The sequence below is a fragment of the Leuconostoc suionicum genome (genome assembly GCF_001891125.1).
GTDB lineage: Bacteria > Bacillota > Bacilli > Lactobacillales > Lactobacillaceae > Leuconostoc > Leuconostoc suionicum.
Genome location: NZ_CP015247.1, coordinates 1,300,121 through 1,315,674, shown reverse-complemented (window position 1 = coordinate 1,315,674; position 15,554 = coordinate 1,300,121). Strand labels below are relative to the sequence as shown.

The 15,554-nt window shown below is 38.5% G+C and carries 16 protein-coding genes; 12 read left to right on the top strand and 4 right to left on the bottom strand.

All coding sequences use genetic code 11. The annotated features are described in order from the left end of the window. The first annotated feature begins 29 nt into the window (after positions 1-29). On the top strand, positions 30-665 hold the full coding sequence (locus tag A6B45_RS06615; RefSeq protein WP_002815059.1) for a DnaD domain-containing protein: 636 nt from the start codon (positions 30-32) through the stop codon (positions 663-665). On the opposite strand, the gene A6B45_RS06610 is transcribed toward A6B45_RS06615, so the two are convergent. Further along, on the bottom strand, positions 666-947 hold the full coding sequence (locus A6B45_RS06610; protein WP_072613880.1) for a hypothetical protein: 282 nt from the start codon (positions 945-947) through the stop codon (positions 666-668). It lies immediately after the preceding gene. 22 nt (positions 948-969) lie between these two features. On the opposite strand from A6B45_RS06610, the gene A6B45_RS06605 reads away from it, so the two are divergent. The 3 genes from A6B45_RS06605 (at position 970) to A6B45_RS06595 (ending at position 4,042) form a co-directional block, all read left to right on the top strand. Further along, positions 970-2,103 carry a THUMP domain-containing class I SAM-dependent RNA methyltransferase gene (locus A6B45_RS06605; protein WP_072613879.1) on the top strand — a complete coding sequence of 378 codons (1,134 nt, stop codon included), beginning with the start codon at positions 970-972 and terminating at the stop codon, positions 2,101-2,103. A 150-nt stretch (positions 2,104-2,253) separates the two neighbouring features. Continuing rightward, entirely contained in the window at positions 2,254-3,456 is a 1,203-nt protein-coding gene (locus tag A6B45_RS06600; RefSeq protein WP_072613878.1) for an aminotransferase class I/II-fold pyridoxal phosphate-dependent enzyme, read from the top strand. 58 nt (positions 3,457-3,514) lie between these two features. Continuing rightward, a complete protein-coding gene (locus A6B45_RS06595) occupies positions 3,515-4,042 on the top strand; it encodes a GNAT family N-acetyltransferase (RefSeq protein WP_081371175.1) in 528 nt (175 codons plus the stop codon). Between the two features lie 20 nt (positions 4,043-4,062). Here the strand turns inward: A6B45_RS06595 and A6B45_RS06590 are convergent, their stop codons facing one another. Next, positions 4,063-4,446, bottom strand: a complete 384-nt coding sequence (locus tag A6B45_RS06590) for a ribonuclease HI family protein (RefSeq protein WP_072613877.1) — start codon at positions 4,444-4,446, stop codon at positions 4,063-4,065. A 187-nt stretch (positions 4,447-4,633) separates the two neighbouring features. Between A6B45_RS06590 and A6B45_RS06585 the strand changes: the two genes are divergently transcribed. The 6 genes from A6B45_RS06585 (at position 4,634) to A6B45_RS06560 (ending at position 10,451) form a co-directional block, all read left to right on the top strand. Then, a complete protein-coding gene (locus tag A6B45_RS06585) occupies positions 4,634-5,023 on the top strand; it encodes an EbsA family protein (RefSeq protein WP_072613876.1) in 390 nt (129 codons plus the stop codon). Further along, on the top strand, positions 5,013-5,951 hold the full coding sequence (locus A6B45_RS06580) for an RluA family pseudouridine synthase (protein ID WP_072613875.1): 939 nt from the start codon (positions 5,013-5,015) through the stop codon (positions 5,949-5,951). The genes A6B45_RS06585 and A6B45_RS06580 overlap by 11 nt, the downstream gene beginning before the upstream one ends. Continuing rightward, positions 5,941-6,468 carry a bifunctional pyr operon transcriptional regulator/uracil phosphoribosyltransferase PyrR gene (pyrR, locus tag A6B45_RS06575; protein ID WP_011680067.1) on the top strand — a complete coding sequence of 176 codons (528 nt, stop codon included), beginning with the start codon at positions 5,941-5,943 and terminating at the stop codon, positions 6,466-6,468. Before A6B45_RS06580 ends, pyrR begins: the two co-directional genes overlap by 11 nt. Before the next feature lie 126 nt (positions 6,469-6,594). After that, positions 6,595-7,674 (top strand): carbamoyl phosphate synthase small subunit, encoded by a 1,080-nt coding sequence (locus tag A6B45_RS06570; RefSeq protein ID WP_072613874.1) that lies wholly within the window; start codon positions 6,595-6,597, stop codon positions 7,672-7,674. Next, entirely contained in the window at positions 7,655-10,156 is a 2,502-nt protein-coding gene (locus A6B45_RS06565) for a carbamoyl phosphate synthase preATP-grasp domain-containing protein (protein ID WP_072613873.1), read from the top strand. The genes A6B45_RS06570 and A6B45_RS06565 overlap by 20 nt, the downstream gene beginning before the upstream one ends. Further along, complete coding sequence (locus A6B45_RS06560) at positions 10,149-10,451, top strand: DUF7671 family protein (RefSeq protein WP_072613872.1); 303 nt, start codon at positions 10,149-10,151, stop codon at positions 10,449-10,451. The genes A6B45_RS06565 and A6B45_RS06560 overlap by 8 nt, the downstream gene beginning before the upstream one ends. A gap of 20 nt (positions 10,452-10,471) precedes the next feature. Here the strand turns inward: A6B45_RS06560 and A6B45_RS06555 are convergent, their stop codons facing one another. Continuing rightward, complete coding sequence (locus tag A6B45_RS06555) at positions 10,472-11,680, bottom strand: multidrug efflux MFS transporter (protein WP_072613871.1); 1,209 nt, start codon at positions 11,678-11,680, stop codon at positions 10,472-10,474. A gap of 315 nt (positions 11,681-11,995) precedes the next feature. Between A6B45_RS06555 and A6B45_RS06550 the strand changes: the two genes are divergently transcribed. Both A6B45_RS06550 and dtd read left to right on the top strand, forming a co-directional pair. Then, the gene (locus tag A6B45_RS06550; RefSeq protein ID WP_072613870.1) at positions 11,996-14,233 is read left to right on the top strand and encodes a RelA/SpoT family protein; all 2,238 of its coding nucleotides are present in this window, start codon (positions 11,996-11,998) and stop codon (positions 14,231-14,233) included. A 149-nt stretch (positions 14,234-14,382) separates the two neighbouring features. Further along, positions 14,383-14,832, top strand: a complete 450-nt coding sequence (dtd, locus tag A6B45_RS06545) for a D-aminoacyl-tRNA deacylase (RefSeq protein WP_072613869.1) — start codon at positions 14,383-14,385, stop codon at positions 14,830-14,832. Here the strand turns inward: dtd and plsY are convergent. Then, positions 14,826-15,440, bottom strand: coding sequence for a glycerol-3-phosphate 1-O-acyltransferase PlsY (plsY, locus tag A6B45_RS06540; RefSeq protein ID WP_072613868.1), 615 nt, complete (start codon positions 15,438-15,440; stop codon positions 14,826-14,828). The two genes, dtd and plsY, sit on opposite strands and share 7 nt — an antisense overlap. Positions 15,441-15,554 lie beyond the last annotated feature (114 nt).

Here is a 15,554-nt window from a genome sequence, read left to right as displayed (position 1 = left end):
TATTTGGACGTTTTTAAAACCGAGGAAATATGACGTTAGAAAAAAGATTACAACAGTATATTCAGGCTGGTAACACTGGCGTAAGTAATGACTTGTTGTTACATTATCAAGATGTTGGTCTAGATAATGATGATTTAGCATTGTATATGCAGGTGGAGCGCATTCAAGGGCGGGGAGATCAAGCTACACCGGCAGCTATTGCCCAAGTAATGCACACGACCGAGAAAATTGTTATTACGCGCTTGCAGAGTTTGATAAGACGAGATTTGATGCAGGTGGTAGGTGGCAGTATTCAGACTGAAACTTATGATTTTACACCATTATACGAAAAGCTATTAGATGGTCAAACCACACAACGGTCGGAAATTGTGTCAGATGGTAAAAGTGCTCGTCGTGAAATTATGCAGACGTTAGAGGCAGAATTTGGGCGTCCATTATCACCAATGGAAATGCAAACTGTTGGGCATTGGTTCGATCAAGATCATTTTGAGCCAGTGATGATGTTATTGGCCATTCAAGAGGCTGTTGCAAATAATGCCCGTAGTTTGCGTTATATTGAAACAATTTTGGCCAATTGGCAACGTGACAACATTACTACACCACAGGCAGCGCAGGTCTCCAAGCAGCGCAGACGTGGTGTAACGTATAACAATATTATTGATTAATTATTTAAAAATAATATTGTATTGATTATCAAGATGAAAACCAAAAATGGGTTGATTATTTTCTGTGAGAAGAATAGTATTAGCCGGTAGTGTACGCAAACGCGCGAATAGTTGTGATAGTGTCATGACATTAGTCTGATCGTTAGTTAGTAATATAATATCCGAATGATTATTTGCATATTTTATCGCTGTCACCTGATTAACAAAGTCCTCAGTTTGCACTAATAGTTTTGTATCAAGTGACATATATTGTGTTAAATCTTCTAAATCAGTTAATCTCATACGCTAATTATAAAGGAAAATCATGGAAAAAACATATCATTTAATGGCGACAGCAGCAGCAGGATTGGAATCTCTTGTTGGTAAAGAACTAGAACGCTTGGGCTATGAGCATCAAGTTGAAAATTATCGAGTACGTTTTGACGGTACACAAAAAGATATATTGAATACTAACGTTTGGCTTCGTACAGCGGATCGAATTAAGATTATTGTGGGTGAATTTGATGCAACGACATTTGATCAACTGTTTGAGGGCGTTAAAGCCTTACCATGGGAAGATTATTTGAACTATGATTCAGAATTTCCCGTTGCTGGACGTTCAAAAAAGTCTGAGTTATTTAGTGTGCCAGATGTGCAAGCCATCACTAAAAAAGCAATCGTTAATAGATTGCAAGAAGCTTATCATATTCGAACACGCTTGCCTGAGAACGGTTATTTTGCACAACTTGAAGTGATGATTGATAAAGATCACGTTATGGTTACTTTGGATACAACAGGGGAGTCCTTATTTAAGCGTGGCTATCGTGTGAATAAGGGTGGTGCACCATTAAAAGAAAACTTTGCGGCGGCATTAGTTTTGCTGACAAATTGGCACCCAGATCGTCCATTTGTTGACCCAACCACTGGGTCCGGAACGATTGCGATTGAGGCAGCATTAATTGGTCGTAATATCGCACCTGGATTAATTCGTGATTTTGATATTGAGAGCATGGACTGGTTTGATAAAAAATTGTCAGACGAAGTGCGTGATGCGGCTGAAGCGCAAGCTGATTATGACCGCACTCTTGATATTGAAGGCTTTGATATTGACGAAAATATGGTTGATATTGCCAGAGAAAACGCAAAACATGCGGGACTTGGTCAGGATATCACTTTCAAACAGTTAGCTGCTAAAGACTGGACAACTGATAAACTTAACGGTGTACTAGTGACTAATCCGCCCTATGGTGAACGTTTAGGTGAACTTGAAGCCGCCCGTGAGTTATACGAGCAAATGGGTACGGTCTATCGTAATCTACCAAGTTGGAGTAAGTATATTTTAACTAGCGACTTGGAATTTGAAAAATCTTACGGTGAAAAATCAACAAAACGACGCAAACTATATAATGGGGCATTGCGTGTCGATTATTTCCAGTATTGGGGTAAGCGTGTTAAATAAAAAACAAGAGATCATTGATCTCTTGTTTTTATTTTCATGGTAACTACTTGTGCGATATGACCAATGATAATTTTTTTCTTTGTACAATATTTTCGTGAAAAAATAATTCATCATTGTTAGAATAAAGCAATAATGAAATGAGGATTCAATATGATTAAGTCAAAGTTAGAACAAGTCGGTATTTTTAATGATAATTTAAATAAAGTAAAGCCTAGCCCAATCCATTCATTCGATGAAAAAGTTAGTGACATTCCTAATATTCTGAAACTAACAATTGGTGAGCCAGATTTTTCAGTTCCTCAGCATATTAAAGACGCTGCCTTAGCTGCAATTAGTGCAGATGATTCACATTATTCAGTTTCAGCAGGAAAGAAAACACTACGTCAAGCAGCTAGTGACTTTTTAAATGATCGGTATGGGCTTGATTATGACCCAGCTGAAGAAATCATTACAACAGTTGGTGCCACAGAAGGTCTTTATACATTATTGGCAGCAATTTTGAATCCAGATGATAAGATTCTAATCCCGACGCCCGCCTATCCAGTGTATGCTGAAATGACACGCATAAATGGTGGTCACCCAGTGTTTATTGACGTCTCGGAAGACAAGTTTGTACTAACGCCAGACCATTTACGTGAAATCATTGCTACCGAAGATCATATCAAAGCAATTATTATCACTAATCCTTCTAATCCAACTGGCGTGACCTACACAGCAGAACAGTTGAAAGATTTAGCAGACGTGGTACGAGAAACAAATATTTTAATCATTTCAGACGAAATCTATTCTGAATTGAGCTATGATGCACCTCACGTTTCAATGGCAAGCATTTTACCTGAACAAACAATTGTTATTAATGGCGTATCAAAGTCCCATGCCATGACAGGATATCGAATCGGTATTTTGGCGGGTCCTGCGGCTTTAATGAAGAAAATTAATATGGTGCACGGTTTTGTCATAATGACACCTTCAAATCCTGCAATGGCAGCGGCTACTGAAGCATTTAAAAGTGCAGAAAGTAAGGACGATACGTTATGGATGAAAGAGCAATATAAAAAACGACGGGACTACCTAGTTGAAAAAATGACAAAACTAGGGTTTGAAATGGCAACACCAAGTGGCGCATTTTATATGTTTGCTAAAATACCTGTAGATTTAAACCAAAATGACGTGGAGTTTGCTTATGACCTGGTTGATAGGCAACAATTGGCAGTCGTTCCTGGATCAGGATTTGGCCCGGGCGGTGCAGGATATGTACGAATTAGTTATGCGGCGTCTTTGGACATGCTAGAAACAGCTATGAATCGTTTGGAAAGTTATTGTGAAGAAAAGAGAACGGTAAAAATTTTATGATTGTCCTATTATAATTTTTATGATAAAATAAATTATTTCTAATTATAAGGACGGGAATATGACATCAGTTTATATGCGACGGGCGCATGAGGAGGATATAAAATCAATTGTATCAATCATTAATAATGCCCGTTATTATCTGAAAGAACAAGGACTTTCACAGTGGCAATCGGGATATCCCAATCAAGATACGATTGAGGAAGATTTAGCATTGCAAAGAGGATTCGTGTTGGTTGTGGATCATCAAGTTGCGGGATATACAGCAATATTAGCAGGTGAAGATCCGATATATACGCTGATAGAGGATGGCAAATGGCTTAATTCTGAAACGGATTACATTGGCATTCATCGCTTTGCTATTCTTGATAAGTATCGAGGGCAAAAATTAGCACAGCGATTCATGACTGCTATTTTGACGTTTTTCTATGAAAACGGTACAAGCGATTTTCGAATTGATACTCATCCAGGTAACTTACCAATGCAAGCTGTCATCACAGGTAATGGATTTGAGAAGCGTGGCATTGTACACATTAATGAGGGAGAAGAAATTAATGGTGTTCGGTGGGCGTACCAACTTGTATTGTAAACGATTAAAAAACGCGAACTTTAATGGTTCGCGTTTTTTAGTGCTTGCAAAGCTAAATTATGAGCTCCGCGATTTTCTTTTTCTGGAACCCAATTGATTAAAACTAGATGGTATGGTGTCAATTGTAGATTGATCTCATCAACAAGACCTTGGTAGTGTTTTGCATAAGATTTATGCAAGGCATCGGTTACGATTTTTGAATCACTATATATTTGTACATTTCCATTGCTAGGTAGCTGTTTTAATGCCCAAAGAACTGCCAAAAATTCAGCCTCATGGTTGTTAACCGTCTTTCTCAAGGCGGTTTTTAGCTGTTTTTGTACTTTATCAATAATTAAAACTGCGCCAGCTGACGAACGACCGGTAGATACATCACGTGCTGCGTCAACATATAGTGTAATCATATAGGGTTCCTTTTAATTGAACGTATACCGAAAGTATAACAAATTTTGTTGAAATATTATATGCTGTCGTCGAATCACAAATTGAGGATAATAATAAGCTATGCTTTGTTAGTAGTAACTTTTTATATTCCTTTAATTGAAATCTGGTAAAATATTAGTTGAATACGTTTACAGAAAAGGGCAACACATGATACCAAGACGCGGTTTTTTTCAACCATTGGATTCAACAGGTAAAATTAGTTGGTTGTGGTGGGGTATATTTTTTATGGGTAGTATTGTCGTTTGGGATGAAATGAGTTTCAAACTTGAAATCCTACCAATTTTGTTTATGATGGTGATGATTTTATTAGGCGTACTATTAGTCGTTCGTCGACGTGTTTACATCGCTGGACCCAATCTTTTCTTGGGTCGGGTGTTATTATCAGAGTATGAAAAAATTTCTTTGAAAGATATTGAACATTGGCAGTTGAATGGTCATATTTTATCATTTGTTCGCGCTGACCGAGAACGGAAATATTATCTTACAAAAAACATTGTGCAACAAATTAAGGATTACATGGATACTGATGGCAAATAAAATATTAATTCATATAACAGATCAAGCTGGGCGTGTTGATGCTGTGTTATCGAAAGAAAATCTGAGTTACTCACGTACTACACTCTCAAATTGGTTAGTGGACGGTACGATTTTAGTTAACAATCATAAAGTAAAACGCTCATATAAAGTTGTCAGTGGAGATACAATATCTATTACACCACCTGATGCTCAAGAAACAACGATTGAAGCTGAAAACATTCCGCTTGATATTGTTTATGAAGACGATGATATTATTGTTGTGAACAAGCCACAAGGAATGGTCGTGCACCCTGCTGCAGGGCATAGTTCTGGTACATTGGTGAACGCATTACTTCATCATTCACCATTGTCAACCATCAATGGTGAATTCCGACCTGGAATAGTACATCGCATTGATCGCGATACTAGCGGTCTACTAATGGTCGCAAAAAACGATAAGGCTCATCGTTCACTATCCGAACAGTTAAAATCTCATAAAAACCAGCGCATATATTACGCGCTAGTCCGTGGTGAATTTACAGAAAATTCAGGAACAATTGAAGCGCCGATTGGACGTCATAAAATTGATCGAAAAAAACAAGCAGTTATTGAAGGCGGCCGTGAGGCTGTCACGCATTTTCATGTCTTAAAACGATACGCTGGTTATACGCTGTTACAAGTGAATTTAGAAACTGGCAGAACGCACCAAATAAGAGTGCATATGAGCTACATTGGTCATCCAGTTGTTGGGGACCCTGTATACGGTACGGCACAGAAGCTAGATGGTATACAGTTGAATGGGCAATTATTGCATGCTAAGACACTGACTTTAGAGCAACCTACAACAGGCAATGAATTATCATTTGACAGTCCATTACCAGATTACTTTGAGTTTGCTTTATCAACATTAACACCGATTAATAGAGAGGAAGATGAATATGCCAAATAAAGAAGTTTTAGATAATGCCTCATTACAGCGCGCGTTAACTCGTATTACATACGAGATAATTGAGCGCAATAAGGGTGGTAAAAATTTGGTTCTGGTGGGAATCAAAACACGTGGCGAGTATCTTGCACGCCGTATCGCAGACCGTTTAGAACAATTAGAAGGTGTTCAAATTCCGGTCATGGCCATTGACATTACTAACTTTCGGGATGATAAACCTGACCAGCATAACGATTTAGGTTTGAACTCAGAAGAGCGATTGAACATTTCCGAACAGAATATTGTTTTAATTGACGATGTATTGTTTACAGGACGAACTATTCGAGCAGCATTGGATGCATTGATTCATATTGGCCGTCCTAAAACGATTTCACTAGCTGTTTTGGTGGATCGCGGACACAGAGAATTGCCTATTCGAGCAGACTTTGTTGGAAAAAACATTCCCACCGCACAGAATGAAAAAATTAAAGTCTTTGTGCAAGAAATTGATGGAAAAGATGCAGTTGAAATTGTTCATTAATAACTTTTTTGGTGTCTAAGGATCAATTGATATTTTTGTGGGGAAGTAAATAACAGATAATCTGTTACTTTAATGGTGTATACAATACTGTCTATTTGTATACAGCAGTTTGGAGAATTATAGCTTATGATTAGACATTTAATCCTAGAAGATGGCACGGTTTTTGAGGGCCTTGGCTTTGGTGCACCTGCCACCACTTTTGGGGAAATCATTTTTCATACGGCCATGACTGGTTATCAAGAAATTATCACAGATCCAATTTACGATGGGCAAATGATTGTCTTTTCGATGCCTGTCATCGGGGCAGCGGGCATTCATGCTGAGGCGTATGAATCGGTTAAACCAATGATAAGAGGAATGATTGTGCATGATTTGGCTGAGGTCTCAGTCAATCGACAACGTCGAATGAATTTGGATCGCTTCCTGAAGCAACACAATATTCCTGGGTTGTATCAAGTTGATACACGAAAATTGATCAGACATCTGCGAGAAACTGGGCCACAAAAAGCCACAATTGTGGACTACGCTGATGATCACGCAGTAGATCAATTAGTAGCGACAGTTTTAACAAACAAACAAGTACAGAATACAGCAACCTCTAAGCCATATGCTAACCCCGGGCGTGGTCGTCACATTGTAGTAATAGATTTCGGTTTAAAACATGGTATTCTTCGCATGTTAGGGGACTACGATGCCAATGTTTCCGTTTTACCATATACAACAAGTGTTGATGAAGTATTAACCTTAGATCCAGATGGCATTATCCTATCTACAGGTCCTGGCGATCCGCGTTCACTGCCAGAAAGTGTTCTTACGTTGATCAGAGTATTACAAACAAAGGCGCCGTTACTGGGCATTGGCTTAGGTCATGAATTATTTGCTTTAGCAAATGATGCGACATTGGTGGCACTTCCATCTGAGCATCACGGCATGAATCATCCTATTCAAGAAATTATTTCTAGGCAAATTTTTTATGCAATGCAGGGACAAGGGTACGCGGTTGATGAAAAATTACTTGATCACAAGAAATTGTTTGTTACCTATCGTGATTTAGTAGATGGTGCTGTACAAGGATTGCGTCACCGTGATTATCCAGCTTTTAGTGTACAGTTTTTCCCAGATGCAGCTCCAGGACCATATGAAGCGACAGCAGTATTTGCAGATTTTTTTGAAACGGTAGAAGATTATGTCGAACATCACAGCTAAAAATATTTTATTCATTGGTGCGGGATCAAATGATTTTGGTCTTGAATCGGAGCATGATGCAGCCATTTATCAGGTCATGCCTGAATTAAAGGGGCATGGTATTAATGTCTTTCTAATCGACGAAAACCCTTACGCATTGTCTCTAGAAAGTTTAGCGGCTGAAACAATTTGGAAGCCTTTGACAGTTGAAAACATTAAACAGGTTATTAAGCATAACCATATTGACACGGTGTTACCACTTTTTGGTGGCGTGCGTGCGGTAAGGCTATGGGCAGATGTTGTGCAATCATGGGAGCATGGTGACGGTTTAGTACCTCAAACGCTTGGCTTGAGCATTGATATGTTACTACGGATTAATAATCTTGCTGATTTTACGAAGTTTATGGCAGAAGCTGGTTTACCAGTTATCACAAGCCATGTTGTCAAAGCGCAAGACGATGCAAACGAATTGTTACGTGAGCTTCAGGTCCCATTAATGATTAGATCTCTGCATCCAAAAAACACTAATACACGTCAGATGGTTGAGCGGTTAGATGAATTTGAAGAAGCAATTGATAATGCCAAAACACAGTCAATGACGCAAGAAATCATTATTTCTAAAGCCATAAATGGGTTGAAAGAAATTGGAATGGAAGTGTTACGAGATTTTCGCGGGAACAAGATGAAAATTGGTGCCAGCGAGGACATGGATCCAATTGGCATTCATACTGCTGATTCGTTAAGTGTGTCACCGACATTAACGATCCAAGACCAAATTTTAGAAAAAATGAGAATGTATGCCTTCCAAGTGGCTGATTTATTAGAATTACAAGGTGTAATGCACGTTCAATTTGCTTTTGACGATACAACTGGTGCTATTTATATTATTAAGGTTTCACCCTATATTGATCAAATGTCCAGTCGTATGGCGCTTGTAACTGGATATCCAGTAATGCTAGTAGCCATTAACTTGGCGATGGGTATTGCGCTGGAAGACATTGTGCTTTCACACGATTTTGGTCAAAAAATGGCTATGATGGAACCGATGATGGATCATATCACGGTAAAGTTGCCAATTTTTCCATTTGGTGAGTTAGAAGAATCCAATGTTTCAGTGAATCGACAGCTCAATAGTATACAAAAGTCTGTCGGTTCGACGATTGGGTTTGGGCGTACATTCATTGAGGCTCTCGAAAAAGCCATTCGATCGGCACATTTTAACAATGCCACATTTTCACCAACAAATATGGCACATGTTAGTGACGATGCATTAATTCAGCAGCTGATTCATCCTGAAGATAATCGTGTGTTGTTACTCATTGAAGCCATAAAACGTGGTTACGAAATTGACGAGTTAGCCGAATTAACCAATATTGACGAATTTTACTTTTATCAATTAAGGCATCTATTGCAATTAGAACTTGAGATTGAAAAAGATGTGGACAGTATTGTGTCATTACGGCGTGGTAAAAGGTATGGCTTATCAGATGGCTTAATCGCTCTTTTTTGGGATACGGACTTTAAAATTATTCGAGCCTTAACAAAGGAACACAACATCGACCCAACTTATAAAGCTTTAGAACCATCGGCCGGTGAGTTTCCAGAGAACGCGCGTCAATATTACTCGACTTACGAAGAAGAAAATGAATCTGAACAAGTAAGTGATAATACTGTTCTGGTCATCGGTAGTGGGGCTTTTAGATTAGGGGATGCTGCATCTGGTGGTTATGCGACAACCGTTGTTTTATCTGAACTGCGACGGCTACAATACCATACTGTGATTATGAATAATAACGCTAGTGATGCAACGCTGATGCAAAATTTGGCTGATAAGCAATATTTAGAGCCATTGGAAATTTCAGACGTCATGAAGGTTGTTGAACTCGAAAATCCGATAGCCATAATTGTTCCAGGGAATCGACGTAAGTTAATTAAGGCCTTACGCGAACTCAATCAGAACGTGTTGATTTTGCCAAAGGAAAAGCATACACCAAGTGGACCGGAAACAACACAAACTGAATTTGCCTTAAACGTATTTTCTGATGGACATCAAATTTATCCAATTAACATCACTCAACACATGGTCGGTGAAATGCGAATTGTGCCACAAATTGTTGATTTGCCAAAAGAGCTAACACAAACACATCTGGAAAATCCGGGCGTGTATCAGGTAATTTGGTGTCAAAATGGTAATAACTGGGTAGACCATGTTGAAGTCTCAAACATCAGTTATGATACATGGTTACGTCCTATGCCATTTGGACAAGTTGCGTTTATAAGTAAAGTAATGCAGGTTCAGTGGCTACGTATGACAGTTCGATCATTGTTAGATCGGATGACGGAGCAAGATAGAAAGTTATTGGATAATGTTAACAAATTGACACTACAAACCGATGTCCGCTTAGTGGCTTCCAATATTGATTATGAACTCCACTTGCAACCTACAGAACCTATTGACGGCACAAGATTTGAATTAGGGGTGGGTATCAAACATTATGAGTAAAGACAAGTATGAAACACATTTGTTTACAGGTATTGTAGTTGAGCAGGATCTGTCTGGAAACTATGTCCCTAAAGATGGGGCGACTTTGCACAGGTGGCGAACTGGAAAACATACAAAGGGAAAGTACAAACATATTGGGCAGGTATTTTTGACAGAAAATAATCAAAGTATTGCTGTGCTATCACAAGAAAGATTATCTTTTAATAAGCGCCATGATTATGTGCCATTACAAAGATGGACCGAAGCAACTGTTGATTTGAGAAAACTTGAAGCATACAAAAAGGATGAATCATAAAGTTCATCCTTTTTGTATGCTTATTTTCTCAAAGATTTGGTGTTAAAGTTAAACAAAATAGCATTTAATACAATTAGCAAAGCACTGAAAATAAAAATACCTCGATAATCAAATACACTGGCTACTAGGGCACCAAACATTGGGCCCATGACACTTCCGATTGATTGAAAACTTTGATTATAGCTGAAGATTCGGCCAGTCATTTCTGAGGGTGAATTTTTAGACAGTAAGGTCTGCACAGCTGGCAACATGGTAGCATCACTAATACCAATAATAAATCGAAATACCATTAACATGAAGACACTTGTTACAAATGCTGTTGGGACTAATGCAGCGATAGCAATACAAAAACCAATTTTTATCATTCTGTGTGTACCCACGCGGTCACCAATTTTTCCAAACTGTGGTGCTGCAAAAACTGTTGCAATACCAGGCATTGCTGCCACGACACCGGCGAGAAAGGTAGTGTTATTACTGTTGTTTGTTAACTCACGGACAAACAGACTGATAATGGGATTGATGGAGGTATTGACGGTTTGTACTAACATTGTAGTAATAAATAGTCCAAAAATTAATTGTTTGTTGGGTAGTGCGTGCCAGAGATCAGCTGTTGACGTTGGACTTGAATCAGCAGGGGCTACGTGAGGTTCTTCTTTAACAAAAAACATGGTCAGTATGAATACCAAAAATAAAATGATACCGGTGATATGAAAAGACATACGATATGAAACGATTGAAGCTAAAGTACCACCAAATAGTGGACCAAGTAAATTACCAGCTGTCATACCAGTTACCAAGATGCCAAGTGCGTGACCGGCGTGTTCTTTCGGGGTTTGTGTGGCAATTAGGGCATTTGAATTGGAAATATAGCCGCCCGTGGCACCTTGAAGGGCACGAAGGATGAATAATTGCCACACATTGGTGACATATCCCATTAAAAATAGGATAATCGCCATGCCAAGTGCAGCACGAAGCATCATTAATTTGCGTCCTTTTCTATCGGCAAGCTTCCCCCATAAAGGGGACACAATCGCCATAACTAAAAATGACACAGAGAAAATTGCCCCAGAATAAAATGTTAGCTGATTTTTACTAAAATGGCCTAAGGTGTCAATGTATAAAGAAAGAAATGGCATGACTTCACTTAGAGCGATTCCTGTCATAAACACACCAAACCAAAGGACCAATACGTTACGTCTCCAAAGAGAATTTTCTTGATTTTTTGACATGACTAGTCACGTTATCTCCCTATTTTTAAAGAATTAAACAAGTAAAGTTTATTATTTAATTTTAGCGCTTATGACCCACTTGTGCACAAATTTAAACGTGGCTTGTGAAAAAATTAAATTTTGCTTATAATGAGAGTACGCATTGTAAAGCGTTAATAAGGTGCAAATCACTTTGATAAGTGATTTTGTACTCTCTGGAATCCATGAAGGGAATTGTGTGCGACATCTTTGAAATCAGTGGATATAGCTTGCTTAAGACAGTAGTGTATCAAACACCGAAACATTGATAAATGGTCACACATTATACGCTAAAATATGGCAAAGACAAAGCATTATACAGGGCCGGAAGTCCTCGATATGGTCGGACAATACATGTCTGAATCAGATACAGAAAATGTTAAAAAGGCCTACGAATGGGCGTCAGAGTTGCACAAGGAGCAGAAGCGTAAGTCTGGGGAACCATATATTATTCATCCAATTCAAGTTGCTGGTATTTTGGCAGAACTGAAGATGGATACGGCAACGGTTATCTCAGGCTATCTTCATGATGTTGTTGAGGATACGACGGCCACGTTACAGGATGTTCGAGATAATTTTGGTGAAACAATTGCCCAAATTATTGATGGTGTAACGAAAATTAGTAAAATTCAATATCAAAGTTCACAAGAACAGCTTGCAGAAAACCATCGCAAGTTGCTTTTAGCTATGTCAAAAGACATACGTGTGATTATTGTTAAGTTAGCCGATCGTTTGCACAATATGCGTACTTTAGGCGCTTTACGTGAAGAAAAACAAAAGCGCATAGCAAAAGAAACATTGGAAATCTATGCGCCACTGGCTGACCGCCTTGGTATTAGTACGATCAAGTGGGAACTTGAAGACTTATCGTTAAGTTATATTGATCCCGAGCAATATTATCATATTGCTTCACTGATGAATATGAAGCGCGAAGAACGAATTAGTTACGTACAGGAAGCAGTAGACCAAATTAATGGTGCGATAAAAGATCTTGAATTAAGTCATGTTGATGTGTATGGTCGTCCAAAGCATATTTATTCAATTTATCGAAAAATGGTGGATAAGCATAAGGCTTTTGAAGAAATTTATGATTTGTTGGCTGTTCGCGTATTAACGAATTCGATTCCGGACACTTATGCTGTATTAGGAGCAATACACTCAAAATGGACACCGATTCCTGGCCGTTTTAAAGATTATATTGCTTTGCCAAAAGCGAACGGATATCAAAGTTTACATACCACAGTTATTGGTCCTGATGGACGTCCATTGGAAGTGCAAATTCGTACGCATCATATGCATGAAGTGGCTGAATATGGAGTGGCTGCACATTGGGCATATAAAAAAAATCGGGGCTCAAATAAAGAGGCAAATGTTGATGATAACAGTCAGCAAGCTTTAAATGTCATCCAAGGCATATTGGAACTGCAAGAAAATGCCAAAAATGCCGAAGACTTTATGGATGGTGTAACGGGTGATTTGTTTTCTGATCGTGTTTATGCGTTTACACCTCGTGGTGATGTGTTCGAACTGGCTAAAGGTGCCGGACCATTGGATATGGCGTTTTCAATCCATACAAATATCGGGATTAAAACAACTGGTGCAAAAATAAATGGTCGAATTGTACCACTGGATTATAAAATAAAAACCGGTGATATTATCGAAATTATCACTTCTGCTAATGCTAAACCAAGCCGTGACTGGTTGGAGATTGTTTCAACACGCCGAGCACGAAACAAAATTAAGCAGTATTTTAAGCAGTTGGATAGGGAAGACAACATCGCCGCAGCGCGTGAATTGTTATCAAAAAATTTGAGAGACAATAATTTCAATCCCTCTGATATTCTGACGACGGAAAATATTCAAGAAACCGCAGATAAGATGCACTATCATACGCCAGATGATATGTTGGCAGCAATAGGCTTTGGCGATATTGCTGTACCTGGTGTGGCTAATAAATTAACCGAAAAAATACGTGAGGCTAATGAAGAAGCTGCTACAGCAGAATTACAGCGTGAAATGCTGGAGGAAGGTCACGAAATTACCCGTGACGAAACAGCTTTTACCAAACGACAAAAATCAACGGCTGATGATATCGTTATTGCAGGAGTGGATAATTTATTAGTACGTTTAGGTCGATGTTGTACGCCAGTTCCAGGAGACGATGTTAAAGGTTATATCACAAAGGGACGTGGTATTTCTGTTCATCGTGTGGGGTGCCCAAATATTCGAGCAGCTCAGCTTCAAGGACAACGTCTTGTGGATGTACAGTGGGAAGATGAAAATGGGTCAAAACCTAATTATGATGCCGATTTGACTGTGCATGGTGAAAATCGTGGCGGATTGCTAAACGATGTACTTCGTAGTGTTAATGGACGAACGCGCTATGTTAATTCTGTTAACGGTCATGTGACAAAAAACGGAATGGCGCAAGTTTCTCTATCAATTGGTGTCAAAAATTCAGAACAGTTGACAGCAATTATGGATTCTCTAAACAACCTACCAGCAGTATACGATGTGGAACGCACATTTCATTAAAATATGTCAAAAGATATTGGTAAGCCTCAATTGAAACAATTTTGAGGCTTTTTATGATAAAAAGTGAAAGACGTTTGGAAACCCTTGATAGGATATCGTTTTTCACGTATGATGTTAGCAAGTAAATGTACTTTTAGAATGGAGATAGTATGAAAGTTGTGTTGCAACGCGTAAGCAAAGCTAGTGTTAAAATTGATGACCAAGTAAAAGGAGCAATTAACAAAGGATATTTATTGTTAGTTGGCGTTGCTGATGGTGACGAGCAAGCAGATATAGATTATTTAGTTCGGAAAATACATAATTTACGAATTTTTGAAGATGAAAGTGGCCGTATGAATCGTAGTATTGAAGACGTTTCGGGTGCTATTTTATCTATCTCACAGTTTACGTTGTTTGCTGATACTAAAAAAGGAAATCGTCCAAGTTTTACCAAAGCAGGGGCACCAGAATTGGCGACTGTTATGTATGACCAATTCAATGCGGCATTAAGGAAAAGTGGATTACAGGTTGAAACTGGAGAGTTTGGAGCGGATATGCAAGTTAGCTTAACAAACGATGGACCGGTGACAATTTTATTCGACACAAAAAGCGCTCAATGAGCGCTTTTCTTGTGGTTATAATACCACCCAAATGGTATAGTACTTTCTGTACCATTTCTGATTCGGGAAATATTTGTACGATGGCGGTAGAAAACAAAAATTGTTAATATGGTAGTAACTATCGTTAGTATCCAATCATGATAGTATAGTGATATTAGGACGGCGCATGAGAAACTAATCATAGAGCTCAGAGATACCATTGAACTAATTGATAATAAAATAACGAAAATACTAATGATAATGATGAAAAATATGGGATTATATGCAAGTAATACACCAGCTGAAGTAGCAACCGCTTTACCACCTTTAAAGCCAATCCAGATGGAGAACGTGTGTCCCAGTATAGCACCAATACCCACTAACATTGGATTAATGCTACTATGGAATAATAAGGGAAGCAAACCTGCTGCCGTACCTTTAAGCATATCAAGTGCTAGCACAGTTATGCCAGCTCGGATACCCAAAACACGGAATGAATTGGTGGTACCAATGTTACCTGATCCCTCATCGCGAATATCTTTATGGTAAAATATTTTACCTACCCAAAATCCTGGCACCAGAGATCCAATCAAGTAAGAGAGTACAAACATTAATATAGTAGTAAACATAAAAAACCCCTTTAATATAAAAGCAAGTACAAGTTTACCATATATTTAAGTAGTATATGGCATAACTTATTGAAAATAAAATATTGACACTTGTCAGAAACAAAGTTTTCATCT

Coding starts and splice junctions, on each gene's coding strand:
- A6B45_RS06615 (WP_002815059.1), top strand. CDS start 30: ATGACGTTAGAAAAAAGATTACAACAGTATATTCAGGCTGGTAACACT.
- A6B45_RS06610 (WP_072613880.1), bottom strand. CDS start 947: ATGAGATTAACTGATTTAGAAGATTTAACACAATATATGTCACTTGAT.
- A6B45_RS06605 (WP_072613879.1), top strand. CDS start 970: ATGGAAAAAACATATCATTTAATGGCGACAGCAGCAGCAGGATTGGAA.
- A6B45_RS06600 (WP_072613878.1), top strand. CDS start 2,254: ATGATTAAGTCAAAGTTAGAACAAGTCGGTATTTTTAATGATAATTTA.
- A6B45_RS06595 (WP_081371175.1), top strand. CDS start 3,515: ATGACATCAGTTTATATGCGACGGGCGCATGAGGAGGATATAAAATCA.
- A6B45_RS06590 (WP_072613877.1), bottom strand. CDS start 4,446: ATGATTACACTATATGTTGACGCAGCACGTGATGTATCTACCGGTCGT.
- A6B45_RS06585 (WP_072613876.1), top strand. CDS start 4,634: ATGATACCAAGACGCGGTTTTTTTCAACCATTGGATTCAACAGGTAAA.
- A6B45_RS06580 (WP_072613875.1), top strand. CDS start 5,013: ATGGCAAATAAAATATTAATTCATATAACAGATCAAGCTGGGCGTGTT.
- pyrR (WP_011680067.1), top strand. CDS start 5,941: ATGCCAAATAAAGAAGTTTTAGATAATGCCTCATTACAGCGCGCGTTA.
- A6B45_RS06570 (WP_072613874.1), top strand. CDS start 6,595: ATGATTAGACATTTAATCCTAGAAGATGGCACGGTTTTTGAGGGCCTT.
- A6B45_RS06565 (WP_072613873.1), top strand. CDS start 7,655: ATGTCGAACATCACAGCTAAAAATATTTTATTCATTGGTGCGGGATCA.
- A6B45_RS06560 (WP_072613872.1), top strand. CDS start 10,149: ATGAGTAAAGACAAGTATGAAACACATTTGTTTACAGGTATTGTAGTT.
- A6B45_RS06555 (WP_072613871.1), bottom strand. CDS start 11,680: ATGTCAAAAAATCAAGAAAATTCTCTTTGGAGACGTAACGTATTGGTC.
- A6B45_RS06550 (WP_072613870.1), top strand. CDS start 11,996: ATGGCAAAGACAAAGCATTATACAGGGCCGGAAGTCCTCGATATGGTC.
- dtd (WP_072613869.1), top strand. CDS start 14,383: ATGAAAGTTGTGTTGCAACGCGTAAGCAAAGCTAGTGTTAAAATTGAT.
- plsY (WP_072613868.1), bottom strand. CDS start 15,440: ATGTTTACTACTATATTAATGTTTGTACTCTCTTACTTGATTGGATCT.